The 24,895-nt window shown below is 70.1% G+C and carries 20 protein-coding genes and 1 pseudogene; 10 read left to right on the top strand and 11 right to left on the bottom strand.

Annotation, left to right across the window (positions count from 1 at the left end; genetic code table 11):
• Positions 1–106: 106 nt before the first annotated feature.
• A complete protein-coding gene (locus PS271_RS14125; protein WP_398382236.1) occupies positions 107–2,722 on the bottom strand; it encodes a transglycosylase domain-containing protein in 2,616 nt (871 codons plus the stop codon).
• Between the two features lie 411 nt (positions 2,723–3,133).
• Between PS271_RS14125 and PS271_RS14120 the strand changes: the two genes are divergently transcribed.
• The 3 genes from PS271_RS14120 to PS271_RS14110 all read left to right on the top strand — a co-directional run bounded on the left by PS271_RS14120 (position 3,134) and on the right by PS271_RS14110 (position 6,209).
• Positions 3,134–3,721 carry a PadR family transcriptional regulator gene (locus PS271_RS14120; RefSeq protein ID WP_120755004.1) on the top strand — a complete coding sequence of 196 codons (588 nt, stop codon included), beginning with the start codon at positions 3,134–3,136 and terminating at the stop codon, positions 3,719–3,721.
• 49 nt (positions 3,722–3,770) lie between these two features.
• Positions 3,771–4,853 carry an inositol-3-phosphate synthase gene (locus PS271_RS14115; RefSeq protein WP_356278317.1) on the top strand — a complete coding sequence of 361 codons (1,083 nt, stop codon included), beginning with the start codon at positions 3,771–3,773 and terminating at the stop codon, positions 4,851–4,853.
• Positions 4,854–4,934: 81 nt separating this feature from the next.
• Entirely contained in the window at positions 4,935–6,209 is a 1,275-nt protein-coding gene (locus PS271_RS14110) for an MFS transporter (RefSeq protein ID WP_398382235.1), read from the top strand.
• A 72-nt stretch (positions 6,210–6,281) separates the two neighbouring features.
• On the opposite strand, the gene PS271_RS14105 is transcribed toward PS271_RS14110, so the two are convergent.
• Positions 6,282–7,757 (bottom strand): CCA tRNA nucleotidyltransferase, encoded by a 1,476-nt coding sequence (locus PS271_RS14105; RefSeq protein ID WP_398382234.1) that lies wholly within the window; start codon positions 7,755–7,757, stop codon positions 6,282–6,284.
• A 207-nt stretch (positions 7,758–7,964) separates the two neighbouring features.
• Here PS271_RS14105 and PS271_RS14100 point away from each other — a divergent pair, with 207 nt between their 5' ends.
• The 7 genes from PS271_RS14100 to trxA all read left to right on the top strand — a co-directional run bounded on the left by PS271_RS14100 (position 7,965) and on the right by trxA (position 17,595).
• A complete protein-coding gene (locus tag PS271_RS14100) occupies positions 7,965–10,274 on the top strand; it encodes a DUF6049 family protein (protein WP_398382233.1) in 2,310 nt (769 codons plus the stop codon).
• A gap of 45 nt (positions 10,275–10,319) precedes the next feature.
• The gene (murJ, locus tag PS271_RS14095) at positions 10,320–12,551 is read left to right on the top strand and encodes a murein biosynthesis integral membrane protein MurJ (RefSeq protein WP_398382232.1); all 2,232 of its coding nucleotides are present in this window, start codon (positions 10,320–10,322) and stop codon (positions 12,549–12,551) included.
• A gap of 109 nt (positions 12,552–12,660) precedes the next feature.
• A complete protein-coding gene (locus tag PS271_RS14090; RefSeq protein ID WP_398382231.1) occupies positions 12,661–14,385 on the top strand; it encodes a protein kinase family protein in 1,725 nt (574 codons plus the stop codon).
• A 46-nt stretch (positions 14,386–14,431) separates the two neighbouring features.
• Entirely contained in the window at positions 14,432–15,109 is a 678-nt protein-coding gene (sigM, locus tag PS271_RS14085) for an RNA polymerase sigma factor SigM (protein WP_398386843.1), read from the top strand.
• Entirely contained in the window at positions 15,106–16,140 is a 1,035-nt protein-coding gene (locus tag PS271_RS14080; protein ID WP_495656753.1) for a zf-HC2 domain-containing protein, read from the top strand. The genes sigM and PS271_RS14080 overlap by 4 nt, the downstream gene beginning before the upstream one ends.
• Before the next feature lie 113 nt (positions 16,141–16,253).
• On the top strand, positions 16,254–17,222 hold the full coding sequence (trxB, locus tag PS271_RS14075; RefSeq protein ID WP_398382230.1) for a thioredoxin-disulfide reductase: 969 nt from the start codon (positions 16,254–16,256) through the stop codon (positions 17,220–17,222).
• Between the two features lie 46 nt (positions 17,223–17,268).
• Complete coding sequence (trxA, locus tag PS271_RS14070) at positions 17,269–17,595, top strand: thioredoxin (protein ID WP_120754986.1); 327 nt, start codon at positions 17,269–17,271, stop codon at positions 17,593–17,595.
• Between the two features lie 97 nt (positions 17,596–17,692).
• Here the strand turns inward: trxA and PS271_RS14065 are convergent, their stop codons facing one another.
• From PS271_RS14065 to rpmH, 9 genes and pseudogenes are all read right to left on the bottom strand, one after another.
• The gene (locus PS271_RS14065) at positions 17,693–18,310 is read right to left on the bottom strand and encodes a GNAT family N-acetyltransferase (RefSeq protein WP_398382229.1); all 618 of its coding nucleotides are present in this window, start codon (positions 18,308–18,310) and stop codon (positions 17,693–17,695) included.
• Positions 18,311–18,614: 304 nt separating this feature from the next.
• Positions 18,615–19,688 (bottom strand): ParB/RepB/Spo0J family partition protein, encoded by a 1,074-nt coding sequence (locus PS271_RS14060; RefSeq protein ID WP_398382228.1) that lies wholly within the window; start codon positions 19,686–19,688, stop codon positions 18,615–18,617.
• Entirely contained in the window at positions 19,685–20,764 is a 1,080-nt protein-coding gene (locus PS271_RS14055) for a ParA family protein (RefSeq protein WP_398382227.1), read from the bottom strand. The genes PS271_RS14060 and PS271_RS14055 overlap by 4 nt, the downstream gene beginning before the upstream one ends.
• A 288-nt stretch (positions 20,765–21,052) precedes the next feature.
• A complete protein-coding gene (gene rsmG / locus PS271_RS14050) occupies positions 21,053–21,763 on the bottom strand; it encodes a 16S rRNA (guanine(527)-N(7))-methyltransferase RsmG (RefSeq protein ID WP_356278354.1) in 711 nt (236 codons plus the stop codon).
• Positions 21,764–21,929: 166 nt separating this feature from the next.
• Positions 21,930–22,451: a Jag family protein gene (locus tag PS271_RS14045; RefSeq protein WP_356278357.1), complete on the bottom strand. Its 522-nt coding sequence runs from the start codon at positions 22,449–22,451 to the stop codon at positions 21,930–21,932.
• A gap of 14 nt (positions 22,452–22,465) precedes the next feature.
• The gene (gene yidC, locus PS271_RS14040; protein WP_398382226.1) at positions 22,466–23,593 is read right to left on the bottom strand and encodes a membrane protein insertase YidC; all 1,128 of its coding nucleotides are present in this window, start codon (positions 23,591–23,593) and stop codon (positions 22,466–22,468) included.
• 3 nt (positions 23,594–23,596) lie between these two features.
• Complete coding sequence (yidD, locus tag PS271_RS14035) at positions 23,597–23,914, bottom strand: membrane protein insertion efficiency factor YidD (RefSeq protein ID WP_356278363.1); 318 nt, start codon at positions 23,912–23,914, stop codon at positions 23,597–23,599.
• 62 nt (positions 23,915–23,976) lie between these two features.
• Positions 23,977–24,345 (bottom strand): annotated as a pseudogene (gene rnpA, locus PS271_RS14030) (ribonuclease P protein component); the annotation flags it as partial.
• A 28-nt stretch (positions 24,346–24,373) separates the two neighbouring features.
• Complete coding sequence (rpmH, locus tag PS271_RS14025) at positions 24,374–24,511, bottom strand: 50S ribosomal protein L34 (protein WP_003949374.1); 138 nt, start codon at positions 24,509–24,511, stop codon at positions 24,374–24,376.
• Between the last annotated feature and the right edge of the window lie 384 nt (positions 24,512–24,895).

The following is a 24,895-nucleotide window of genomic DNA, read 5'->3' as shown; positions in this document are numbered from 1 at the left end:
TCAGCCGCCGGAGCCTGTGGATAACGCCGAGGGCCGTCCACGCGAACGCGGGACGGCCCTCGGAACGTTTGCCGGGAGCGGTCGGCTCCGGGCGGATCGGCGCTGGTCAGCCGTTCATGCCGCCGAAGAGGCCACCGCCACCGGGGCGCCGACTGGGATCGGGCGACGGAGACGTGCCGGGGTCGCCGCCCGGTCCGCCGTTGCCTCCGCCCGGGCCGCCTCCGGGGCCGCCGTTGCCATTGCCGCTGCCGCCGCCGTGCTTGCACTTGAAGTCGAAGATCGAGCACGAGCGGCTCGCCGACGGGCTCGGCGAGGCGGACTTCGACGGGGTGCCGGACGGGGAGGCGGACGGCGCCGCCGACGGGGGTGCGGAGGGCACCGCGCTGGGGGAGGGGCTCGCGCCGTCCCCGTAGATCTTCTCGCCGAGCGGCTGCGCCGGCTCGAACTGCTCGATCGGCTGGCCCTTGAGCGCGGCGTTCATGTAGTCGGCCCAGATCTCCGCCGGGAACGACGCGCCGTGGATGCTCTCCTTGCCGCCGACGCCGCGCATGGAGAGGAACTCCTGCTTCTTGGCGTTGGGGTCGACCCGGTACATGCCGATCGCCGTGGACAGCTGCGGGGTGTAGCCGGCGAACCAGGCGGAGCGGTTCTCGTCCGTCGTACCGGTCTTGCCCGCGGCCGGACGGCCGCCCGCCAGCTTCGCGGACGTGCCCGTGCCCGCCTCGACGACGGTCTTGAGCACGTCGGTGACGTTGTTCGCCACGTTCGGGGAGAAGGCCTGGTCGGACTTGTTCTCGTGCAGGAAGGCGGGCTTGCCGTCCCGCTCCACCTTCTCGACGGAGTACGGGTCGATCTGCTTGCCGCTGGCGGCGAAGGTCGCGTAGGCGCCCGCCAGCCGGATCGCGCTGGGCGCCGATGTGCCGAGCGAGAAGGTGGGCGTGGCGGCGGCGAGCTGGTCCTTGTCGAGGCCGGCCCGCAGGGCGGCCTCCTTGACCAGGTCCGTGCCCACGTCCATGCCGAGCTGGATGAAGGGGGTGTTCACCGAGAACTGCATGGCGGTGCGCAGGGTGACGGGGCCCTTGTCCTCTTCACCGTCGTTCTTCTGGTGCCACTCGCTGCCGTCGTTGTCGTGCCAGACCTGGCCGTTGTACTTCCGGAGCGTCACCTTGTTGTCGCCGTTGTAGATGCTCTCGGGGGAGACCAGCGTGCGCTGGCTGTCGCTCTGCGTCTCGCCGAGGGCGGGGTTGCGCTTGCCGTGCGACATGGCGGCCGCGAGCACGAAGGGCTTGAACGTCGAGCCCACCTGCACACCGGTGTAGTCGGCGTTGTTGGTGTAGTGCTCCAGGGCGTTCTCACCGCCGTAGATGGCGACGATCTTGCCGGTCTTGGGGTCGACCGACGCCCCGCCGAACTGCACGTACTTGTCGCGGTCGCGCACGTCCGGCTTGATGTTCGCCTTGCGGACCTCCTCGACCGACTTGGAGAGGGCCTCGACCCGCTCCCGGTCGAAGGTCGTGTAGATCTGGTAGCCGCCGCGGTCCAGCTGGGTCTTGCTGATGCCGGAGTGGGCGACGACGTAGTTGTCGGCGAGGTCGGTGAGGTAGCCGATCTGGCCGGCGCGGTTCGTCGCGGGCTTGGGCTTCTGGGGGGTGGGGAAGCCCTTGCCGACCCACTTGTCGCGCTCGGCCGCTTCCATGTTGCCCGTCTCGACCTCGCGGTCCAGGGTCCACTTCCAGCGGTCGGTGGCGCGCTTGGTGTTCTTCTCCGGGGTCGCCGCCGGGCCCTGGCCGCCGTACGGGTCGTAGAGGTTCGGGCCGTTGAGCGTGGCCGCGAGGAAGGCGCCCTCGCTCGGTGTGAGGTCCTTGGCGTCCTTGTCGAAGTAGGCCCGCGCCGCGGCCTGGATCCCGTAGGCCCCCCGCCCGTAGTAGGCGGTGTTGAGGTAGCCGGCGAGGATGTCGTCCTTGTCCTTGGTGGCGCCCACCTTTATGGAGATCAGCAGCTCGGTGGCCTTGCGCTTGAGCGTCTGCTCCTGGCTCAGGTAGGTGTTCTTCACGAACTGCTGCGTGATGGTCGAACCACTCTGGGTCTCACCGCCCTGCGCCATCTTGACGACGGCGCGCAGGATGCCCATGGGGTCGACGCCCCAGTCCTTGTAGAAGCTCGCGTTCTCGGCCGAGATCACGGCCCGCTGCATCGACAGCGGGATCTTGGAGATCGGCACGATCTGGCGGTTGAGCGCACCGCCGCCCGCGACCACCATCTGCTTGCCGTCGGCCCAGTAGTAGACGTTCTTCTGCACCTGGGCGGTCTTCTGCGCCGACGGCACCTGCACCACGGCCAGGGCGATGCCGACGGTGCCGAGGATCAGCACGAGGAAGGTGAAGGCCGCGCCCAGGACCAGCCGCCAGGAGGGCAGCCAGCGCTTGGCGCCCTGTTTCCCCGCTCGCGGATAGTCGATGAAGCGCTTCTTTCCCGGGCGGCCCCGGCCGCCTGCTCCCGGATCGGCGCCGCGTCTGCGGCCGCCGGCCGCCGGGCCGCGCTGGGTCGCGCGGCGGGAGTCGGCCCGGCCGGCGTGCCGGTCGGACTCGCCGCGGCCGGACCGCGCGGTGGAACTGCTGGTCGGCGCGGAACGGCGGCCGGGACCCGGCTGCTGTGCCGCGCGCCTGGCCGCGGCTCGTCCGCCGCCCTGAGGCTGCGGCGGCTTGCGGCGGTGCTCGCTCATCGAACGACTACTCCTCGGGCAGGCGCTAACGCCTGGAAGCGGCAGGTGGCTTGCGTTCCCCCCGATGCGCCGGACGGCTGCCTGAGGCAACCGGGCGCATTGCATACGGGACGAGGACGCCTGTCGTCGTCACTCGGTTCCCGCTGGTCTGCATGGCGCACAGACTACGCACGGCCAAAACGCGTCTACTGCGGATGTTCACTCCAATTCAGGCAGGTTGTGTCCCACGAATCGGTGATGTGACCTCGTTCACCGTGCCCCCTCTTGTCGCATGGAGGGGGTCGTTCTATCGTCTGGATGTATCGAGTCGATACATCAGCTCGGCATAAACGTCGGCTCGGACCGGCATATGGGACCAAAAAGGGACTAGGGATCACAAGGACTAGGCTGTGTGCGACAAGGAGGCGAAACATGAGCAGACGCTCCGGCATCCTCGAGTTCGCCGTCCTCGGCCTGCTCCGCGAGTCCCCGATGCACGGCTACGAGCTGCGGAAACGCTTGAACACCTCGCTCGGGGTGTTCCGTGCGTTCAGCTACGGCACCCTCTACCCCTGCCTGAAGGCCCTCGTGGCGAACGGCTGGCTGGTCGAGGAGCCCGGGAGCGCTCCGGAGGACGCCCGTGCGGCGTCCCTGGCCGGACGACGAGCGAAGATCGTCTACCGCCTGACGGCAGAGGGCAAGGAGCACTTCGAGGAGCTCCTCGCCCACACCGGTCCGGACACGTGGGAGGACGAGCACTTCGCCGCCCGCTTCGCGTTCTTCGGACAGACCTCACGGGACGTACGGATGCGCGTGCTGGAAGGCCGCCGCAGCCGTCTGGAGGAGCGCCTGGAGAAGATGCGAGCCTCCCTGGCCCGCACCCGGGAGCGGCTGGACGACTACACCCTCGAGCTTCAGCGGCACGGCATGGAGTCCGTGGAGCGCGAGGTCCGCTGGCTGAACGAGCTGATCGAGAGCGAGCGGGCCGGGCGTGACAAGCGCCCCGGTCCGGACCAGTGAGCCCTGCACTCCGCAGGGCTTCGTCGAGTACTAACAGGGAGCAACCGGAATGGGTTCGGTTCGCGTAGCCATCGTCGGCGTGGGCAACTGCGCCGCCTCGCTGGTGCAGGGCGTCGAGTACTACAAGGACGCCGACCCGAACGGTCGCGTGCCGGGTCTGATGCACGTGCAGTTCGGCGACTACCACGTGCGCGATGTGGAGTTCGTGGCCGCGTTCGACGTCGACGCGAAGAAGGTCGGCCTCGACCTCGCCGACGCCATCGGCGCCAGCGAGAACAACACCATCAAGATCTGCGACGTGCCGTCGACCGGCGTCACCGTGCAGCGCGGCCACACCCACGACGGCCTGGGCAAGTACTACCGCCAGACCATCGAGGAGTCCTCCGAGGCCCCCGTCGACGTCGTCCAGGTCCTCAAGGACAAGCAGGTCGACGTGCTCGTCTGCTACCTCCCCGTGGGCTCCGAGGACGCCGCGAAGTTCTACGCGCAGTGCGCCATCGACGCCAAGGTCGCGTTCGTCAACGCCCTCCCGGTCTTCATCGCCGGCACCAAGGAGTGGGCCGACAAGTTCACCGAGGCCGGTGTGCCGATCGTCGGTGACGACATCAAGTCGCAGGTCGGCGCCACCATCACGCACCGCGTGATGGCCAAGCTGTTCGAGGACCGGGGTGTCATCCTGGACCGCACGATGCAGCTGAACGTCGGCGGCAACATGGACTTCAAGAACATGCTCGAGCGCGAGCGCCTGGAGTCCAAGAAGATCTCCAAGACGCAGGCCGTCACCTCCCAGATCCGCGACCGCGAGCTGGGCGAGGACAACGTCCACATCGGCCCGTCGGACTACGTGGCGTGGCTCGACGACCGCAAGTGGGCGTACGTCCGCCTCGAGGGCCGCGCGTTCGGCGACGTCCCGCTGAACCTGGAGTACAAGCTCGAGGTCTGGGACTCCCCGAACTCCGCCGGTGTCATCATCGACGCCGTACGCGCCGCGAAGATCGCCAAGGACCGCGGCATCGGCGGCCCGATCCTCTCCGCCTCCTCCTACTTCATGAAGTCGCCGCCGGTGCAGTACTTCGACGACGAGGCGCGGGAGAACGTCGAGAAGTTCATCAAGGGCGAGGTCGAGCGCTAAGCGTTCCGCTCCCTGCCGTTCCCTCGCACAGGTCCCCGGGTTGTCCGCCCGGGGACCTGTGCGTTGTGTGAGGCTGTGACCATGCCCGTTGTGCGTGATCTTCGCGTCCTGCTCCGCCTACGCGATTTCCGCCGTCTGCTGGCAGTCCGGCTCCTCTCCCAGACGGCCGACGGGGTCTATCAGGTTGCGCTCGCCGCCTACGTGGTCTTCTCCCCGGAGAAGGAGACGTCCCCCACGGCCATCGCCTCGGCCATGGCCGTGCTCCTCCTGCCGTACTCGCTGCTGGGCCCCTTCGCCGGGGTGCTCCTGGACCGCCGGCGGCGCCGCCAGGTGCTGCTCCACGGCAACCTGCTGCGCACGGCCCTGGCCACCGTCACCGCCGTGTTCATCGTCGCGCGCGTCCCCGACTGGCTCTTCTACGTCTCCGCCCTGTCGGTCACCGCGGTCAACCGCTTCGTGCTCGCCGGGCTCTCCGCTTCCCTGCCGCGCGTGGTGGACTCGCGCGAACGCCTGGTCATGGCCAATGCGCTCTCCCCCACCGCCGGGACGCTGGCGGCCACGGCGGGCGGCGGCCTCGCCTTCGCCGTGCGCATGGCTGTGCCCGGGGGCACAGGAGCCGATGCCCTGGTCGTCCTCCTCGGCGCGACCCTCTACCTGTGCGCCGCCATGTCCTCGCTGCTGATGCCGATCGGCCTGCTCGGCCCGGACACGCCGGTCGCCCGCAGGCTGGGCACGGCCCTGGCCGGGACCGCCCGCGGCCTGACCGCGGGCCTGCGCCACCTCGCCGAGCGCCGCACGGCCGCCTACGCGCTCGGCGCCATGACGCTCATGCGCTTCTGCTACGGCGCCCTCACCGTCACCGTGCTGATGCTCTGCCGCTACGCGTGGACCAGCAGCGAGTCCACCGGCCTGGCCCTGCTGGGGCTCGCCGTCGCGGTCTCGGGAGCGGGATTCTTCGTGGCGGCCCTCGTCACCCCCTGGGCGGTGTCCCGGCTGGGCCCCCTCGGCTGGATGACCGCCTGCGCGTCCGCCGCGGCGGTGCTGGAGCCCGCACTGGGCCTGCCCTTCGAGCGCGTGCCCATGCTGATCGCCGCCTTCGTCCTCGGCCTCATCACCCAGGGCGCGAAGATCGCCACGGACACGGTCGTCCAGGCCGCGGTGGCCGACCCCTTCCGCGGCCGGGTCTTCTCCCTCTACGACGTCCTCTTCAACGTCGCCTTCGTGGGGGCGGCGGGGGTGGCGGCCCTGATGCTGCCGCCCGACGGCCGCTCGGGCCTGCTGGTGTCCGCCGTCGCCGTGCTCTACGCGGTGGTCGCCGTCGCCCTGGCGGCCTTCCGGCGGCGCGAGCACGCATAGCCGCTGTTTCACGTGAAACAGCGGCGCCCTCGTTGTTTCACGTGAAACAACGAGGGCGCCGGCCGGGTCGGGTCAGCTCTGCGCCGCCCACCACTCCTTGAGCGCGGCGACGGCCTCGTCGTGGGACATCGGACCGTGCTCCAGCCGGAGCTCCAGCATCTGCTTGTACGCCTTGCCGACCTGCGGGCCGGGGCCCACGCCCAGGATCTCCATGATCTGGTTGCCGTCGAGATCCGGCCGGATCGCGTCCAGCTCCTCCTGCTCCTGGAGGCGGGCGATGCGCTCCTCCAGGCCGTCGTACGCCCGCGAGAGCGCATTGGCCTTGCGCTTGTTGCGCGTCGTGCAGTCGGAACGGGTCAGCTTGTGGAGCCGCTCCAGCATGGGGCCCGCGTCCCGCACGTACCGGCGCACGGCGGAGTCGGTCCACTCGCCGGTGCCGTAGCCGTGGAAGCGCAGGTGCAGCTCCACCAGCTTGGAGACGTCCTTCACCAGCTCGTTGGAGTACTTGAGCTTGGTCATGCGCGCCTTGGTCATCTTGGCGCCCACCACCTCGTGGTGGTGGAAGGAGACGCGGCCGTCCTTCTCGAAGCGGCGCGTCCGCGGCTTGCCGATGTCGTGCAGCAGGGCCGCGAGGCGCAGCACGAGGTCGGGGCCGCCGCCGGGCTGATCGCGCGGGGCCTCCAGGGCGATGGCCTGCTCCAGGACGGTGAGCGTGTGCTCGTAGACGTCCTTGTGCCGGTGGTGCTCGTCGCGCTCCAGGCGCAGGGCGGGGAGCTCGGGCAGGACCAGGGCGGCGAGCCCGGTGTCGACGAGCAGCTTCAGGCCCTTGCGCGGGTGGTCGGAGAGGATCAGCTTGTTGAGCTCGTCGCGGGTCCGCTCGGCGGAGACGATCTCCAGCCGGCCGTGCATCTCGGTCATCGCGGTGACGACCTCGGGGGCGACCTCGAAGTCGAGCTGTGCGGCGAAGCGGGCGGCCCGCATCATGCGCAGCGGGTCGTCGGAGAAGGACTCCTCCGGGGTGCCGGGGGTGCGCAGGACGCGTGCGGCGAGGTCCTCCAGGCCGTGGTGCGGGTCGATGAACTCCTTCTCCGGCAGCGCGACGGCCATGGCGTTGACCGTGAAGTCGCGGCGGACGAGGTCTTCCTCGATGGAGTCGCCGTAGGAGACCTCCGGCTTGCGGGAGGTCCGGTCGTAGGCCTCGGACCGATATGTCGTGACCTCGATGTCGAAGTCGGCTTTGCGGCAGCCCACGGTGCCGAAGGCGATGCCGACCTCCCAGACGGCGTCCGCCCAGGGCCGGACGATCTTCAGGACGTCTTCCGGGCGGGCGTCCGTCGTGAAGTCCAGGTCGTTGCCGAGCCGGCCGAGCAGCGCGTCCCGTACCGATCCGCCGACCAGGGCAAGCGTGAACCCGGCCTCCCGGAATCGGCGGGCGAGGTCGTCGGCCACGGGGGAGACCCTCAGGAGCTCGCTCACGGCACGGCGCTGCACCTGGCTGAGCTCGTTGGTCGGCGACTGGGTCAGGCTGTCATTGTTGGCATTCGGCACAACAGAAGAGGGTACGTGGCTGCGCGCCCCGGGGCCTCCCGGTTACGGACGCATGGCACAGGCCGCACAAAGCGGGCGCAGCCGGGACATCGGGCCGGCCGCGCGATCTTGCGGAGCGGTCCGCAGCACTTCGTCACAGCGGGCCTCGTTACCATTCGTGGACGCACAACCGACGACCACTGACGACGACGAGGGACGGGCGAGCGCGTGGCCGAGGCGGCAGAGATCCAGGAGACCACCTCCGCTTCTGCCTGCCGGTGGTCCCGGCTCCTCACGACGCTGCTGACGGGCGCGGCGCTGCTGCTCGGCCTGGTGCAGTTGCCGGGCGCGCAGCCGGCCCGTGCCGAGTCCCCCGGCTCCCGCGGGGTCGACGTCTCCATCAACACGCTGACCCCCGTCGCGCCGAAGCAGGACGACACGCTCACCGTCTCGGGCACCGTCACCAACAACGGCGGCTCGACCGTCTCCGACGCGCACGTCGGCCTGCGGGTGGGCGGCCAGCTCAACAGCCGGGTCGACGCCGACGAGACCGGCAGCCGCTCCGCCTTCTCGCCCGGCAGCGACGGCTCCGAGATCGGCAAGCACACCCAGAAGCTCGACAAGCTCCCTCCGGGGAGCAGCCGCGAGTTCAGCATCTCGCTGCCGGCGAAGGACCTGGACCTCGGCAAGGACGGGGTGTACCAGCTGGGCGTCTCCCTGTCCGGGCACACCGCGGACCAGGGGTCCGAGCGGGTGCTGGGCATCGGCCGGACCCTGCTCCCCTGGCAGCCCTCCTCGATCGAGGGCAAGAAGACACAGCTCACCTTCCTGTGGCCGCTGATCTCCGCGACCCACCTGACGGCCCGCACCGAGTCCGACCAGCAGCAGACGCCGATCTTCCCCAATGACGACCTGGCCGCGGAGCTGGCGCCGGGCGGGCGGCTTCAGCAGCTGGTCGCCCTGGGCAAGGGCCTGCACATCACCTGGGTGATCGACCCCGATCTGCTGGCCACGGTCGAGGCCATGACGAAGGCGTACCGGGTGGACGCGCCGGACGGGAAGACCACCGCGGGCCGGGGCCAGGCGGTCGCCAAGCAGTGGCTCAGCCAGTTGCAGAACGCCGTCGCGGGCGATCAGGTGGTGGCGCTGCCGTTCGGCGATCCCGACATCGCGTCGCTGGCCCACCACGGCAAGGACGTCTCGGGCTCCCTGAGCCACCTCCAGTCGGCCACGGAGCTCGCCTCGACGACCGTGGACACGATCCTCGGCGTGAAGCCGCGCACGGACTTCGCGTGGCCCGTCGACGGCGCCGTCGACTCGTCGGTCATCGACGTCGCCACCTCGGCCGGTGCCCACAACGTCATCGCCCGCAGCGACAGCTTCCGCGACCACACGTCCTTCACGCCCACCGCTGCCCGCCAGATCGGCAGCGGCAACACGGCCGTCGTGGCGGACGCCCGGATGTCCACCGGTTTCGAGGGCGATCTGGTCCGCGCCGGCGAGTACTCGCTGGCCGTGCAGCGGTTCGCCGCCCAGAGCCTGCTGGTGAACCGGCAGGCTCCGGACAACGAGCGCAGCATCGTCGTGGCGCCGCAGCGCATGCCGACGGCGAGCCAGGCCCAGGCGATGGCCGCGGCGATCGCGGGCCTTTCGGACGGCCGCTGGACGCAGCCGCGGAACCTGGGCGACGCGGCCGCCGCCAAGCCGGACCCGGACGCGAACCAGCAGGTGCCCGGATCCGGCTCGTACCCCGAGCGGCTGCGCGAGCAGGAGCTCTCCACCAAGGCCTTCCAGGAGATCCAGAAGACCCAGGCGACCCTGGACGGCTTCAAGGTCATCCTGACCTCGCAGGACCGCGTGGTGACCCCCTTCGGCAGCGCGATCATGCGGGAGATGTCGACGTCCTGGCGCGGCAACCCCGAGGGGGCCGCCGAGTTCCGCGACGCCGTGCAGTCGTACCTGTACGGGCTCACCCGCCGGGTGGAGCTGATCAAGAAGTCGGACGTGACCCTGTCCGGGCGCAGCGCGACGGTCCCGATCACGGTCCACAACGGGCTGTTGCAGGGGATCGAGGGGCTCCACCTGGTGCTGGAGTCCAGCCAGACGAACCGCCTCCAGATCGACCGGTCCCAGCCGGTGAAGATCAACGGCGGCCAGAACCAGTCGGTGAAGTTCGAGACGCGGGCCAACGCCAACGGCCCGGTGCGGGTGACGGCCCGGCTGTACACGGACGAGGGCCAGCCCTATGGCGACCCGGTCACCTTTACTGTGCATGTCACGTCCATCACCCCTATGGTTCTCCTCGTCATCGCCGGAGGGGTGCTCCTCCTGGTCCTCGCGGGGCTCCGCATCTACATCAAGCGGAAGCGGTCCGCCGCCCGTGCGGCCGACGGTGGCGGGCCCGGCGCGGACGGCGACGGGCCGGGCAACGGTGGCCCGGACGACGACCGGCCGGGGCGGCGGCCGGGTGACCCGGCCCCGGACACCGGATCGCATGACACGGAGCCGTCCGGCTCGGGTGAGAAAGTGGAACGTTGACGCGTAGTGGGGCCGGCCGGCCGCGGACGATGAGGTGGGGTAGCGATGAACGCGCCGTACGACGGTGACCGCGGGCAGGGCGCGGGTGGTGACCAGCGGGGCCAGTACCCGCCGCCCCCGCCTGCCCCCGGCACGCCCCGCCAGGGCCCGTACGCCCGGGACCCCTACCTGCGGGACGCCTACGCCTCCGAGCCGTACCCCGGGCATGACCCGGCCGCTCAGGACCCGGTGAGCGACGCGCTGTACGACCGCGCCGCGCCGCCGGCCCCGCCCGGCACGTACCGCAACACCTACCCGTTGCAGCAGGGCCCCGGCGCCGGCTCGCAGCCGTGGCCCCCGGCCTCCGGGCGGCCCGAGGGTGCGCCGGGCTTTCCGTCCTCCGGTGACGCCGACGCCACGCAGCCGTTCGCGGCCGTGGACGGCTTCGCCGACCCGCCGGGGGAGGACGGCCCCCAGCGGGACGCGTTCGCCCATCTCTACCGCGACCAGCAGCAGCCCTACGAGCCGCCGCGGACGCCGGGGCAGCAGATCCCGGCGCCGGGGCAGTACGGCTCCCCCGTGCCCCCTCCGAAGGTCCCCGCTGCCGAGCCGGCGGAGGAGCCGGAGCCCGCTCCGCCGGCCCCGCAGGCCAAGGGCGGCAAGGCGGCGAGCCTGCTGAAGTCGAGCGCCCTGATGGCGGCGGGGACGATGGTCTCCCGGCTCCTGGGCTTCGGCCGCAACCTCGTCATGGCGGCGGCGATCGGCGTCGGCACGCTCAACGACGACTACCAGGTCGCCAACGTCCTGCCGACGATGATCTACATCCTGGTGGGCGGCGGCGCGCTGAACGCCGTCTTCATTCCCCAGCTCGTGCGGGCGATGAAGAACGACGAGGACGGCGGCGAGGCCTACGCCAACCGCCTGCTCACCCTCGTGGTCGTGCTGCTCGCGGGTGTCACCACCGTCTGTGTGCTGGGGGCACCGCTCTTCATCCAGGCGATGTCGCCCACCATCGCCGCCGATCCGCACCGGATGGACGTGGCCGTCGCGTTCGCCCGCTACTGCCTGCCCACCATGTTCTTCATGGGCGTGCACGTGGTGCTCGGCCAGATCCTCAACGCGCGCGGAAAGTTCGGCGCGATGATGTGGACCCCGGTCCTCAACAACATCATCATCATCGCCACCTTCGGCTCCTTCATCTGGGCCTTCGGCCCCTTCACCGACAGCAACGTCAACGCGGCCACCATCCCGGCCGAGGGCGTGCGGCTGATCGGCATCGGCACGCTGCTGGGCCTCGTCGTCCAGGCGCTGGCCATGCTCCCCTACCTGCGCGAGGCGGGATTCCGCCTCCGGCCCCGCTTCGACTGGCGCGGCCAGGGCCTGGGCAAGGCCGCGGGCCTCGCCAAGTGGACGTTCTTCTTCGTCCTCGCGAACCAGCTCAGCATGGTCGTGGTCACGCAGCTCGCCACCAAGGCCGGCGCGCTGGCGGAGAAGGGCGGACACACCGGTACGGGCATCACCGCCTACAACTTCGCCCTCCAGCTCTGGCAGATGCCGCAGGCCATCATCACCGTCTCGGTGATGACCGCGGTGCTCCCCCGGATCTCCCGCGCCGCCCACGACGGCGACGCCTCCGCCGTCCGCGACGACCTCTCCCACGGTCTGCGCACCTCGGCCGTCGCCATCGTGCCGTGCGCCTTCGCCTTCCTGGCGCTGGGCATCCCCATGGCCACGCTGATGTTCTCGGGCGGCTCGGGCACCGAGGGCGCCACCAACATCGGCTTCATCCTCATGGCCTTCGGCCTCGGTCTGATTCCGTACTCCGCGCAGTACGTCATCCTCCGTGGCTTCTACGCCTACGAGGACACCCGTACGCCCTTCTACAACACGCTGATCGTCTCCGCGGCCTTCGCGGCCTCCGCCTTCCTGAGCTACGTCCTCCTCCCCGCCCGCTGGGCCGTCGCCGGCATGGCCTTCTCCTACGGCCTCGGCTACGCCGTCGGCGTCGGTGTGGCGTGGCGCAGGCTGCGTACGCGGCTCGGTGGCGATCTGGACGGCTCGCGCGTCATCCGGACGTACGCGCGCCTGGCCGGCGCGTGCGTGCCCGCGGCGCTCATCGGCGGGGCCGTTTCTTACGGGATCAGCGAGGTTCTCGGCAAGGGCGTGCTCGGTTCGCTCGCCTCTCTGACCGGTGGTGGTCTCATCCTGATCGCCGTCTTCTACGTCGCCGCGAAGCGGATGCGGATCGAGGAGCTGACGGCCATGGTCGGTATGGTCCGCGGGCGTCTCGGACGCTGACGGGAGCACAACCTTCGCCCGCCGCCGTGTGTCGTGCATAGCGCCGGACTGTGGGCACAATTGTCTTGGCTGTGGACAGCGTGCAACGGATGGGGAGGCAGGAACGACGGTGGCAGAACGGAGCACAGCTGCCGTCGACGTGGCAGGCAACAGCGGCGGTGAGCCGCTGACCGCCAAGGCGGGCAAGGCCACGGCCGACGGGGCGGAGGCCGCGATCAAGGCCGGCACCCAGAAGGACACCGGGCGCACGGAGGGCAACAAGACGGGCGCCGGGAAGCCCGCGCGCGAGGACCGGGCCCCCGAGCTGCACAGCGGCCACAAGCTCGCCAGAAGGTACCGCCTGGAGGAGTGCGTCACCCGTCTGGAGGGATTCAGCAGCTGGCGTGCCGTGGACGAGAAGCTCCGCCGCGCCGTGGGCGTCCACCTGCTGCCCGCCGACCACCCGCGCGCCCGACCCGTCCTCGCCGCCGCCCGCTCCGCCGCCCTCCTCGGCGACCCCCGCTTCGTCCAGGTCCTCGACGCCGTCGAGGAGAACGACCTGGTCTACGTCGTCCACGAGTGGCTGCCCGACGCCACCGAGCTCACCAACGTCCTCGCCTCCGGCCCCATGGAGCCGCACGACGCCTACCAGCTCGTGAGCCAGGTGTCCCAGGCCATGGCCGCCGCCCACCGAGAGGGCCTCGCGCACCTGCGCCTCCACCCCGGTTCCGTGCTGCGCACGGGCACCGGGCAGTACCGCATCCGCGGCCTCGCCGTCATGGCCGCCCTCCGGGGCATCACGTCCGACCACCCCCAGCAGACCGACACCGAGGCCATCGGCGCGCTCCTCTACGCCGCGCTCACCCAGCGCTGGCCGTACGAGGACAGCGCCCACGGCCTGCCGGGCCTGCCCAAGGGGGTCGGCCTGATCGCCCCCGACCAGGTCCGCGCCGGCGTCCACCGCGGCCTGTCCGAGCTCGCCATGCGCGCGCTCGTCAACGAGGGCTCCACCGCGTCACGGCAGGAGAAGCCGTGCACGACGCCGGAGGAACTGTCCAAGGCCGTCGCCGCCATGCCGCGCATCCGGCCCCCGGAGCCGTCCTTCACCACGCCGCCGGGCGGCTATCCGCGCCCGCACGCCTACGGCCAGCAACCGCCGCACGGCGGCAGCGCCACGGGCCCCATGCCGGTGCCCCCGCCGCCTCCGCTGCAAGGCCGCACGGGCCGGGCGCTCAAGTGGAGCGTCGCCGCCCTGCTGATCGCCGCCCTGGGCCTGGCCAGCTGGCAGCTCGCCGACACCCTCCTCAAGGACGGGCAGGAGGACCGCCCGCAGATCTCCGAGTCGACGGGCGACGGCGACCAGAAGCCGACCGGCGACCCGATAAAGATCGTCGACGCCCAGGAGTACGCCCCGGACGGGTCTCCGCAGGGCGCGGACCGGGTGAAGAACACCTACACGAAGAACGACGACCCCAAAGAAGTCTGGCGCTCGCGCACCTATAACGACGGCCCCTCCCTGAAGGGATACAAGGGCGGCGTCGGCATCATCTACGACCTCGGCGGCAAGCAGCAGCTCAGCTCCGCGGAGATCAAGCTGCTCTACGGCGGCGACCACACCGAAGTGTCGCTCTACGCGGCGAAGTCCCTTTCCGGCGCCGAGTCGCTGGACTCGATGAAGAAGCTGACGACCAAGAAGACGAAGACCGACTCGCTCAGCCTCTCCCTCAAGAAGCCCGTCGAGACCCAGTACCTCCTCGTCTGGATCACCGCGGCGCCTTACTCTGGCGCTGACGGACAGACCTTCGCCGGCGCCGGCTACAAGCAGGGCATCACCAACGTGAAGTTCACCGGCTGACGCGCAGGACGGACCTCAGGGGGAGGGCTCGACGGTGGACGACGTCATGCGTGACGGCCTGAGCGACGCCGATCTCCTCGCCCGGCACGTCGCCGGCGACCCCGACGCCTTCGGCGAGCTCGTGCACCGGCACCGTGACCGGCTCTGGGCCGTCGCCCTGCGGACGCTCGGCGACCGGGAAGAGGCCGCGGACGCCGTGCAGGACGCCCTCGTCTCCGCCTACCGCGCCGCGCACACCTTCCGCGGGCAGTCCGCCGTCACCACGTGGCTGCACCGCATCACCGTCAACGCCTGCCTGGACCGTGCCCGCAAGGCCGCGTCCCGGCGTACGGCTCCCCTCGCCGAGACCGAACGGCTTGAGCAGCTCATCGAACCCCACGAGTCGGCCGCCGCCCCCGCGGAGCGCGGTGATCTGCACCGGGAACTGCTCCAGGCGCTGTCCACGCTGCCCCCCGATCAGCGCGCCGCCCTCGTTCTGGTCGACATGCAGGGGTATCCCGTGGCCGAAGCAGCAGAGGTGCTCGACGTTCCCGTGGGCACGGTGAAGAGCCGTTGCGCACGGGGAAGGGCCCGGCTGCTGCCGATCCTCACCCATCTGCGCCCCGGTGGCGGGGGTAGCCCACCGTCCGGCGGGGGAAGGAACCGGACGCAAGGGGCGTCCGTCCCACCACCGGCAGGACAGAGCGACGCAGATCCAGTGAAGGGCGGAGGTGGGCGAGCGTGACTTCGATGACCGGCACGGATGGGCACCCGGAGGTCGGGGAGATCTCCGCGCTCACCGAGGGGGTGCTCTCGCCGTCGCGTACCGCGGACGTCCGGGAGCACCTGGCGGGCTGCGAGCTCTGCGAGGACGTCCGCAGCTCCCTGGACGAGATCCGCGGCGCGCTCGGCACGCTCCCCGGTCCGCCGCGGATGCCGGCGGACATCGCCGGCCGGATCGACGCCGCCCTCGCCGCCGAGGCATTGCTGGACTCGACCACGCCGCCGTCAGGCGTGCGTGTGCCTTTTCCTGTTTCACGTGAAACAGGAACGCGTGCAACAACAAGGACGCGTGGAACAGGGACGCATGAAACAGAGCCCCTGCCCCACGATGCCGTTTCACGTGAAACAGAGCCCTCCGCCCACGGCGCCGTTTCACGTGAAACAGGGGCCGCCTCCCGGAAGACCCCAGGACGCGACAGCGCCCGTCCTCGCCCCGCCACCGGCCCCGGCCGGCAGGTGCCGCCGCCCGGCAAGCCCGGGGGCAGGCGCGCCCGACGGCGCTGGCCCGCGGTGCTGCTCGGGAGCGCCTGCGTCGCCGCCGCGATCGGCGTGGGCGGGTTCTTCTGGCAGTCCGGTGGGGCGGATGCCCCCGCCCGGACGCCCGCCAAGGGCTCCGAGAGCCATGCGGCAGCGCATGACCTCGCCTCCGGCGATCTCACGGCACGGGTGCAGGAGCTCCTGAGGCCGTCGCCGTTCAGCGCCACCGAATCCCGCGGGAAGACCGCCGAGAGCCCGGAAACCCCGCCCAGCAAGACGCTCAACGCCCCGAGCGGCGCGGCCCCCCTCTGTGTGCGGCAGGGCACCGGGCGCTCGGAGCAAGTGCTGATCTCCGAGCCGGAGACCTATCAGGGTGAGGACGCCTATCTCGTCGTCCTGCCGCACCCCGGGGACGGCACGCTCGTCGACGCCTATGTGGTCTCCGCCACCTGCGTCGACGCCGGCGGCACCACGCCGGGCAAGGTACTGCTGAACGAGACGCTGCCACGCGCCTGAGCCGTAGCGGCCGCAGCAGGCGCCCACGGGAATGCCCGACCCGTAGGATCCGTTGGGTGGGGTGAACCCCCTCAAGGACCCGAGACAGCAGTCGGCAGACAAGGAAGACTCCCGTGAGCGACGTCCGCAACGTGATCATCATCGGCTCCGGGCCCGCGGGCTACACGGCCGCGCTCTACACCGCCCGCGCCTCGCTGAAGCCGCTGGTCTTCGAGGGCGCCGTGACCGCCGGTGGTGCCCTGATGAACACCACCGATGTCGAGAACTTCCCCGGCTTCCGTGACGGGATCATGGGGCCGGACCTCATGGACAACATGCGGGCGCAGGCCGAGCGCTTCGGCGCCGAGCTGATTCCGGACGACGTCGTCGCGGTCGACCTCAGCGAGGAGATCAAGACCGTCACGGACTCCGCCGGCACCGTCCACCGCGCCAAGGCCGTGATCGTCACGACCGGCTCGCAGCACCGCAAGCTCGGTCTGCCCCGCGAGGACGAGCTGTCGGGCCGCGGTGTCTCGTGGTGCGCCACCTGTGACGGCTTCTTCTTCAAGGACCAGGACATCGCCGTCATCGGCGGTGGTGACACCGCGATGGAGGAGGCCACCTTCCTCTCGCGCTTCGCCAAGTCCGTCACCGTCGTCCACCGCCGTGACACCCTGCGCGCCAGCAAGGCCATGCAGGAGCGCGCCTTCGCCGACCCGAAGATCTCCTTCGTGTGGGACAGCGAGATCGCGGAGATCCACGGGGGGGGCAAGCTGTCGGGCCTGACCCTGCGCAACGTCAAGACCGGCGAGACCTCCGAGCTGCCGGTGACCGGTCTGTTCATCGCGATCGGCCACGACCCGCGCACGGAGCTCTTCAAGGGCCAGCTGGAGCTGGACGACGAGGGCTACCTCAAGGTGGACGCCCCCTCGACCCGCACCAACCTGACCGGTGTGTTCGCCGCCGGTGACGTCGTGGACCACACCTACCGCCAGGCGATCACCGCCGCCGGTACGGGCTGCTCCGCGGCGCTGGACGCCGAGCGCTTCCTCGCCTCCCTCTCGGACAGCGAGCACGTCCGCGAGCCCGAGAAGACCGCCTGACCCCACCCCCCAACCCTCCCCACGCAAAGAATGTAAGGAGACCTCCGTGGCTCTCAAGGCTGTGACCGACAAGACCTTCGACGAGGACGTCCTCAAGAGCGACAAGCCCGTTCTGGTGGACTTCTGGGCCGACTGGTGCGGCCCGTGCCGTCAGATCGCCCCCTCCCTGGAGGCGATCGCGGCCGAGTACGGCGACAAGATCGAGATCGTCAAGCTCAACATCGACCAGAACCCCGGCACCGCCGCGAAGTACGGCGTGATGTCGATTCCGACCCTGAACGTCTACAAGGGCGGCGAGGTCGTCCAGACGATCGTCGGTGCCAAGCCGAAGGCCGCTCTGGAGCGCGAGCTGAGCACCTTCATCCACGCGTAAGCACCACACGCCCGGGCGGCCGGGTGCGGTTTCACGTGAAACCGCACCCGGCCGCCCGGCGTTTACGAAGACAACGGCTCGTTTCCACCGACAGCAGCTACAGCGGCCGCAACGCCGGCTCCTTCTGCACCGCCCCCAGCAGACGATCCAGCGCGAGCTCGACGTCCTCCTTCCAGGAGAGCGCCGTCCTGAGCTCAAGCCTCAGCCGCGGATACCGAGGATGCGGCCGCACCGTCTTGAAGCCGACGGCCAGGAGGTGGTCGGCCGGCAGCACACAGGCCGGCTCCTTCCAGCGCGCGTCGGCGAAGGCCTCGATGGCTTTGAACCCCCGGCGCAGGACGTCCTTGGCAGCGGTCTGCACCATCACCCGGCCGAGGCCTTGTCCCTGGAAGCCGGGGGACAGCCACGCCGTCATCAGCTGGACCGCGTCCGCCGCGACGGGGCTCGTGGAGAAGGCGGCCGAACGGGGGACATAGGCGGGCGGTGCGTAGAGCACGAAGCCCACCGGCACCTCGTCGACGTACACCACCCGGCCGCAGGATCCCCACTCCAGCAGGACGCCGGAGATCCAGGCCTCCTTCTCCAGCTCGGGCGTGCCCGCCTTCAGCGCGGCTTCACCGCTGACAGGGTCGAGTTCCCAGAAGACGCAGGAGCGACAGCGCTGGGGGAGGTCCGGGAGATTGTCCAGCGTGAGCGGTACGAGCCGACGCCCCATGGAGCCAATTCCTCACTTCCGTCGCGTGCCATACCCCGGGCGGCGCTCAGCACGCCCCGCTCCCGGAGGAGGCTGCCGACGAATCCGCCGACTGCTCCCAGGCCGAAGCCTGTTGCCACCAGCCCGGTCCGGCCCACTCCTCGCATGGCCCCGCCCCTCCGCGAACTGTGTCAACGTGGTTGCGCCATACCCCAACGCATCGTATCCGGGGAGGGGTTGAGCGAACAGCGCGACAAGGCAAAGGGCGGGTGGTGTTTCACGTGAAACACCACCCGCCCTTTGCCTTCGGGCGTCAGCCCACGGCCTAGTCCTCGTCGTCGGCGGAGAGCTTCTGCTCCATGACCCGGCCCTCGCCCGGGGCGAGCGTGCCCAGGATGCGCTCCAGGTCCTCCATCGAGGCGAACTCGACGACGATCTTGCCCTTCTTCTGGCCCAGGTCGACCTTCACCCGGGTCTCGAAGCGGTCCGACAGCCGGGTGGCCAGATCGGTGAGCGCCGGGGAGACCCGGGTGCCCGCGCGCGGACCCTTGGGCTTGACCGAGCCCTTCGTCTCCCGCTTCAGCAGCGTCACGATCTCTTCCACGGAACGCACCGACAGCCCCTCGGCCACGATGCGCCCGGCGAGCCGGACCTGCTCCTCAGTGTCGTCGACCGAGAGCAGGGCACGGGCGTGCCCGGCCAGGAGCACGCCGGCCGCGACCTTCTTCTGCACCTCCGGGGAGAGCTTCAGCAGCCGCAGCGTGTTGGAGACCTGGGGACGCGACCGTCCGATCCGGTCCGCCAGCTCGTCATGCGTGCAGTTGAAGTCCTTGAGGAGCTGGTCGTAGGCGGCAGCCTCCTCCAGCGGGTTCAGCTGCGCCCGGTGCAGGTTCTCCAGGAGGGCGTCGAGGAGGAGCTTGTCGTCCTCCGTCGCGCGGATGATGGCCGGGATGCTGTCCAGGCCGGCTTCCCGGCAGGCCCGCCAGCGGCGCTCACCCATGATCAGTTCATAGCGCTCCGGCGCGGTCCGGCGTACGACCACCGGCTGGAGCAGCCCGACCTCACGGATGGAGTGGACCAGCTCTGCAAGGGCGTCCTCGTCGAAGACCTCCCTCGGCTGCCGCGGGTTGGGCGTAATGGCGTCCAGCGGCAGCTCCGCGAACTGCGCACCCGTTCCCTGGATCTCCTGCGCATCCGTTTCACGTGAAACGGCGACGTCCATCACCGGCAGCGGGGTCACCTTGGCCGCCGCCATCCCCCGCTCCGGCGTGAGAACCGGCACCGCGGCGGGAGACGTCGCGCCCGGCCCCACGGCCGAACCGGCGCTCTCCGATGCCTTCGGCGCCGCTGGAATCAGGGCACCGAGCCCACGGCCCAGTCCTCTACGTCGATCGCTCACTGCAGCCCCTCCGACATGCTGTGCTGGTCTTGCTGTTGTTGACGGCCCACCAGGTGAGCCCTACTGCCGTCGTAACGTACGCCGACGCCCCGCAGCGCGATCTCCCGGGCTGCCTCCAGGTAGGAGAGCGCTCCGCTGGAACCCGGGTCGTACGTCAGGACCGTCTGTCCGTAGCTGGGCGCCTCGGAGATGCGGACGGACCGGGGAATGCTGGTCCGCAGCACCTCATGGCCGAAGTGGGTGCGCACTTCATCGGCCACCTGGGAGGCCAGCCGGGTCCGGCCGTCGTACATCGTCAGGAGGATCGTCGAGACATGGAGCTTGGGGTTGAGGTGCCCCCGCACCAGCTCGACATTGCGCAGCAGCTGGCCGAGGCCCTCCAGGGCGTAGTACTCGCACTGGATGGGGATCAGCACCTCGGCGCCGGCCACCAGGGCGTTGACCGTCAGCAGGCCGAGCGAGGGCGGGCAGTCGATGAGGATGTAGTCCAGCGGCTGCTCATAGGCCTGGATCGCACGGTCGAGCCGGCTCTCACGGGCCACGAGGGAGACCAGCTCGATCTCGGCGCCCGCCAGGTCGATCGTGGCGGGCGCGCAGAAGAGGCCCTCCACATCGACGACCGGCTGGACCACGTCGGCGAGCTTCTTGCTGTCCACCAGGACGTCGTAGATCGACGGGACGTCGGCGTGGTGGTCGATGCCCAGGGCGGTGGAGGCATTGCCCTGGGGGTCGAGGTCGATGACCAGGACACGATTGCCGTGCAGGGCCAGTGAGGCCGCCAGGTTCACGGTCGTGGTGGTCTTGCCCACGCCGCCCTTCTGGTTGGCGACCACCATGACCCGGGTCTGCTCCGGCCGGGGCATCGGCGGCGGTGTTTCACGTGAAACCGAGCCGACGAGCTCATTCACGGGCACCCCGGCATCAGCCATGGGCAGCACCCCGGCATCAGCCGACGGTTCGGAGTCGGCGGGGCGGGGACCGGGGACCGGGTCGGCCATCGGCCCCGCGATATTGGCGTCGGACCGCAAGGATTCACTCTCCTCGACATCAGGCTCGCAATGGACAGAGCCTGCCATGCTTTCGGGGTTGTGAACCAGCGAGGCCCGTTCTCCTGTGGATGAATCCAGCATTCCTGTGGATACACCAGAGCCGCCGGCACCGCCGGCGCGCTCACCCGTCCGCTGGCCGCGCGGCACGGCCGCGCGGCCCCGGTCGATGATTCCCTGTAGCAAGGAGCGTCGTTTCACGTGAAACACGATGCAGCGCACGCTCCGCACCATAGCGGCGACACTCCGCTATGGATAGGTTTGGCAGGTTGTATGGAGCATTGCCCTGCTCCACCGGGGTGACCCGGAAGGGTGATCTCAGCGACGGCGGCGCGAGCGCCCCGCGGCCTTCGCCCGCTTGGCGGCGAAGCGCACACCGCCCGGGCTCTCCCCCACCTCGACCCGGACCACCGTGGACGGCGGGTCCACGACGCCCTGGCCGACCTGGAGGATCGAGGTGCGGACCACGCCGAGCTTGCTGAGCGCCGCCCGCGCGCCCTTCAGCTCCTCCTCCGCGGTGTCGCCCTTGAGGGCGAGCATCTCGCCGTACGGCCGCAGCAGGGGCACGCCCCAGCCCGCGAGCCGGTCCAGCGGAGCCACGGCCCGCGCGGTGACGACGTGCACCGGCTGTACCTTGCCGAGCATCTCCTCAGCGCGGCCCCGGACGACCGTGACGTGGTCCAGGCCCAGCAGCTCCACGACCTCCTGGAGGAACGTCGTACGGCGCAGCAGGGGCTCCAGGAGGGTGATCTGGAGGTCCGGCCGGACCAGGGCCAGCGGGATGCCGGGCAGGCCGGCGCCGGAGCCCACGTCGCACACGGAGACGCCGTCCGGGACGGCCTCGGCGAGCACCGCGCAGTTCAGCAGGTGCCGCTCCCACAGCCGCGGGACCTCACGGGGACCGATGAGACCACGCCGTACGCCCGCGTCTGCGAGCACTTCGGCGTACCGAACGGCTTCCGGCAGGCGGTCACCGAAAACCTCCCGGGCCTCGGGGGGCGCCGGGGGGAGCTCCGCTGCCTCATCCACGGGAAACCGTCCTTCCGTACGACGTCTCTCTGAGCATCACTGGGATTCAGAGTCTGAATATCAGGCTGACAAGGATCGGCCCCGCCTGCGAGCAGACGGGGCCGGACATACCTAGAAGTGGGATCGGGGAAGCCGGGGGGAACCGGGCGGGGAGCGCCCGGGACGGTCAGGCCGGGAGGACGACGACGAAGCGCTGGGGCTCCTCGCCCTCGGACTCGCTGCGCAGGCCCGCGGCGGCGACGGCGTCGTGGACGACCTTGCGCTCGAAGGGCGTCATCGGGTCCAGCTTGACCGGGCTGCCGGTGGAGCGGGCCTCGGCGGCCGCCGAGGCGCCGACCTTGGCCAGCTCCTCGCGCTTGCGGGCGCGGAAGCCGGCGATGTCCAGCATGAGCCGGCTGCGGTCGCCGGTCTCCCGGTTCACGGCCAGCCGGGTGAGCTCCTGGAGCGCCTCCAGCACCTCACCGTCACGGCCGACGAGCTTCTGGAGGTCACGGCTGGTCGAGTCGCTGATGATCGACACCGCGGCGCGGTCGGCCTCGACGTCCATGTCGATGTCGCCGTCGAGGTCGGCGATGTCGAGCAGACCCTCGAGGTAGTCGGCCGCGATCTCGCCTTCCTGCTCCAGGCGGGACAGGGTGTCGGTGCCCTCAGCGGCGACACCGCTGGTCTGGCGCTGCGTGTCCGTCACAGTGGACTCCTTCATCACTTCTTGGAGGGGTGCTTGGGCCGCTGCGGGCCGCTCTTGCGCTGCCCGGGCTTGCCGCCCGCCTTGGCGTCCTTGGCGCCGCCGGCGGCCTTGGCGTCCGTCCCGGACTCACCCTGCTTCTTCTCCAGCGACGGCTTCTGCTCGTCCGCGGCGGGGGTGGTGGAGGCAGCGTCGGAAGCGCCCGGGGTCGTGCCCGCGACCTGGCGCTTGGCCTTGGTCTGGCGCTTGGGCTGCTGACGCTTGGCGCGGGCGGCCTCGACGGCCTTGCGCGCCTCGACCTCGGCCGGGTCCTCCTTGAGCTTGCCCTTGGCCCGCAGGCGGTCCTGACGCTGCTTGAAGGCGAGGCTGCCCGGGGTGGGGTTGCGGCGGATGACGAACATCTGCTGGCCCATGGTCCACACGTTGGTGGTCAGCCAGTACAGGAGCACACCCGCGGGGACGTTGATGCCGATGACCGCGAAGATCACGGGGAAGACGTACATCAGCATCTTCTGCTGCTGCATGAACGGCGTCTTCACCGAGAGGTCGACGTTCTTCGTCATCAGCTGGCGCTGGGTGTAGAACTGCGACAGCGACATCAGGACGATCATGATGATCGTGACGACGCGGACGTCGGTCAGCGTGGCGCCGAGGCTCTCCACCTTGGAAGCGGAGTCGAGGAACTTCACCGAGAGCGGGGCGCCGAAGATGTGCGCCTGGCGGGCGCTGGCCAGCAGCTCCTCGTCGATGAAGCCGACCGTCTTGCCCTGGGCGATGTGGTTCAGGACCTGGTACAGCGAGATGAAGAAGGGCGACTGGGCCAGGATCGGGAGACAGCTCGAGAGAGGGTTGGTGCCCGTCTCCTTGTAGAGCTTCATCATCTCTTCGGACTGGCGCTGCTTGTCGCTCTTGTAGCGCTCCTGGATCGCCTTCATCTTCGGCTGGAGCGCCTGCATGTTCCGCGTCGCCTTGATCTGCTTCACGAAGAGCGGGATCAGGCAGATGCGGATCAGGACCACGAGGGAGACGATGGACAGCCCCCACGCCCAGCCGCTGTTCTTGTCGAAGACAAGGCTGTACAGCGAATGAAACTGGACGATGATCCAGGAAACTGCGTAATAGAGGGGACCGAGGATCGTGTCCACGAATCAGGCTCCTTGGGCGTTGGGCTGAGTCTCGGGCTGTGCGGCAGGCCCCGAGGCGGGGTGCCCACCCAGTCGGCTCCTCAGCCGCTGGTGCCAGACCGGACGCTTCCGGGGAGGAACGTGGTCGACGCCACCGAGCGACCACGGATTGCAGCGCAGGATGCGCCAGGCCGTCAGCGCCGTTCCTTTGACCGCACCGTGCACGTCAATGGCCGTGTAGCCGTAGTGCGAGCACGACGGGTAGTACTTGCAGACCGGGCCCAGGAGCGGGCTGATGGTCCACTGGTAGAGCTTGATCAACCACAGCAGCGGATACTTCACCGTGCGCTCCCTCCCTGGCTTGAGCCAAGGTCCCCGGGGGTGTCCCCGGGGGAATCGGAACGGCGCGGCGCCCCTCCCAACAGCCGCTGCAGTGCGGTGTCAAGATCACGGGCCAGCTCATCGTGGTCCGCCTCGCCCGAGCCGGGCAGGGCCCGTACCACCACCAGGCTACCGGCGGGCAGCTGATCGAGCCGGTCACGCATCAGGTGGCGAAGCCTGCGCTTCACCAGATTGCGGACAACGGCGACGCCGACGGCCTTGCTGACGACGAAACCCGCACGCACCGGGGGAACGCTCTCCCCAGGTGTGTGCGGGTCCGTTGTACCGCTACGGAGGTGGACGACGAGGAGCGGGCGGCCTGCCCTGCGTCCCCGGCGCACCGCGGTCGCAAAGTCCTCGCGCCGCCTCAGACGATTGTCGGTAGGCAGCACGGCATGGACCTATTGGTCGTCAGGCTGCTCAGGCCGACAGGCGGGCGCGACCCTTGCCACGGCGGGACGCGAGAATCGCGCGGCCGGCACGGGTGCGCATGCGCAGGCGGAAGCCGTGGGTCTTCGCGCGACGGCGGTTGTTCGGCTGGAAGGTGCGCTTGCTCACTCGGGGGCTCCAGAAATGATTCGGTGGTGGCGGGACATCGCCTGGCTGTCACCGTGCGCCCACGAGAAGCTCGCAACGCCCGAGTGCACCGCTTCATGACCACGCACAGACTCGACGCGATCTTTGCCCATCGGAGGCAGGCGGCAGCAGCCATCGACAACTCGACCTGGTCACGGTACGCGCGGCTACGCCATTCGGTCAAACCGGCAGCGCACCAGGGATACACCGTAGCCCGCCGCGGCCCGGTGGGACGACACGGCTCGCGCCATGGCACATTTGTACACACCCTGTGGACAACGACTTGAACCACGCACCGCGGCCTGACTACCGTGGCTGAACTCCGAATCCTTCCCGCCCGTCCCGAGAACCACACATTCGTGGGAC

Source organism: Streptomyces sp. SCA2-17, assembly GCF_044336695.1.
The sequence above is the reverse complement of the archived record's forward strand: the minus strand, read 5'-3'. Positions and strand labels throughout refer to the sequence as shown.

Bases quoted from the DNA above. Each gene is read 5' to 3' on its own strand.
- PS271_RS14120 (WP_120755004.1), top strand. From the start codon at position 3,134: ATGAGCAGACGCTCCGGCATCCTCGAGTTCGCCGTCCTCGGCCTGCTC.
- PS271_RS14125 (WP_398382236.1), bottom strand. From the start codon at position 2,722: ATGAGCGAGCACCGCCGCAAGCCGCCGCAGCCTCAGGGCGGCGGACGA.
- PS271_RS14055 (WP_398382227.1), bottom strand. From the start codon at position 20,764: ATGGCAGGCTCTGTCCATTGCGAGCCTGATGTCGAGGAGAGTGAATCC.
- sigM (WP_398386843.1), top strand. From the start codon at position 14,432: ATGCGTGACGGCCTGAGCGACGCCGATCTCCTCGCCCGGCACGTCGCC.
- PS271_RS14110 (WP_398382235.1), top strand. From the start codon at position 4,935: ATGCCCGTTGTGCGTGATCTTCGCGTCCTGCTCCGCCTACGCGATTTC.
- PS271_RS14065 (WP_398382229.1), bottom strand. From the start codon at position 18,310: ATGGGGCGTCGGCTCGTACCGCTCACGCTGGACAATCTCCCGGACCTC.
- PS271_RS14115 (WP_356278317.1), top strand. From the start codon at position 3,771: ATGGGTTCGGTTCGCGTAGCCATCGTCGGCGTGGGCAACTGCGCCGCC.
- murJ (WP_398382232.1), top strand. From the start codon at position 10,320: ATGAACGCGCCGTACGACGGTGACCGCGGGCAGGGCGCGGGTGGTGAC.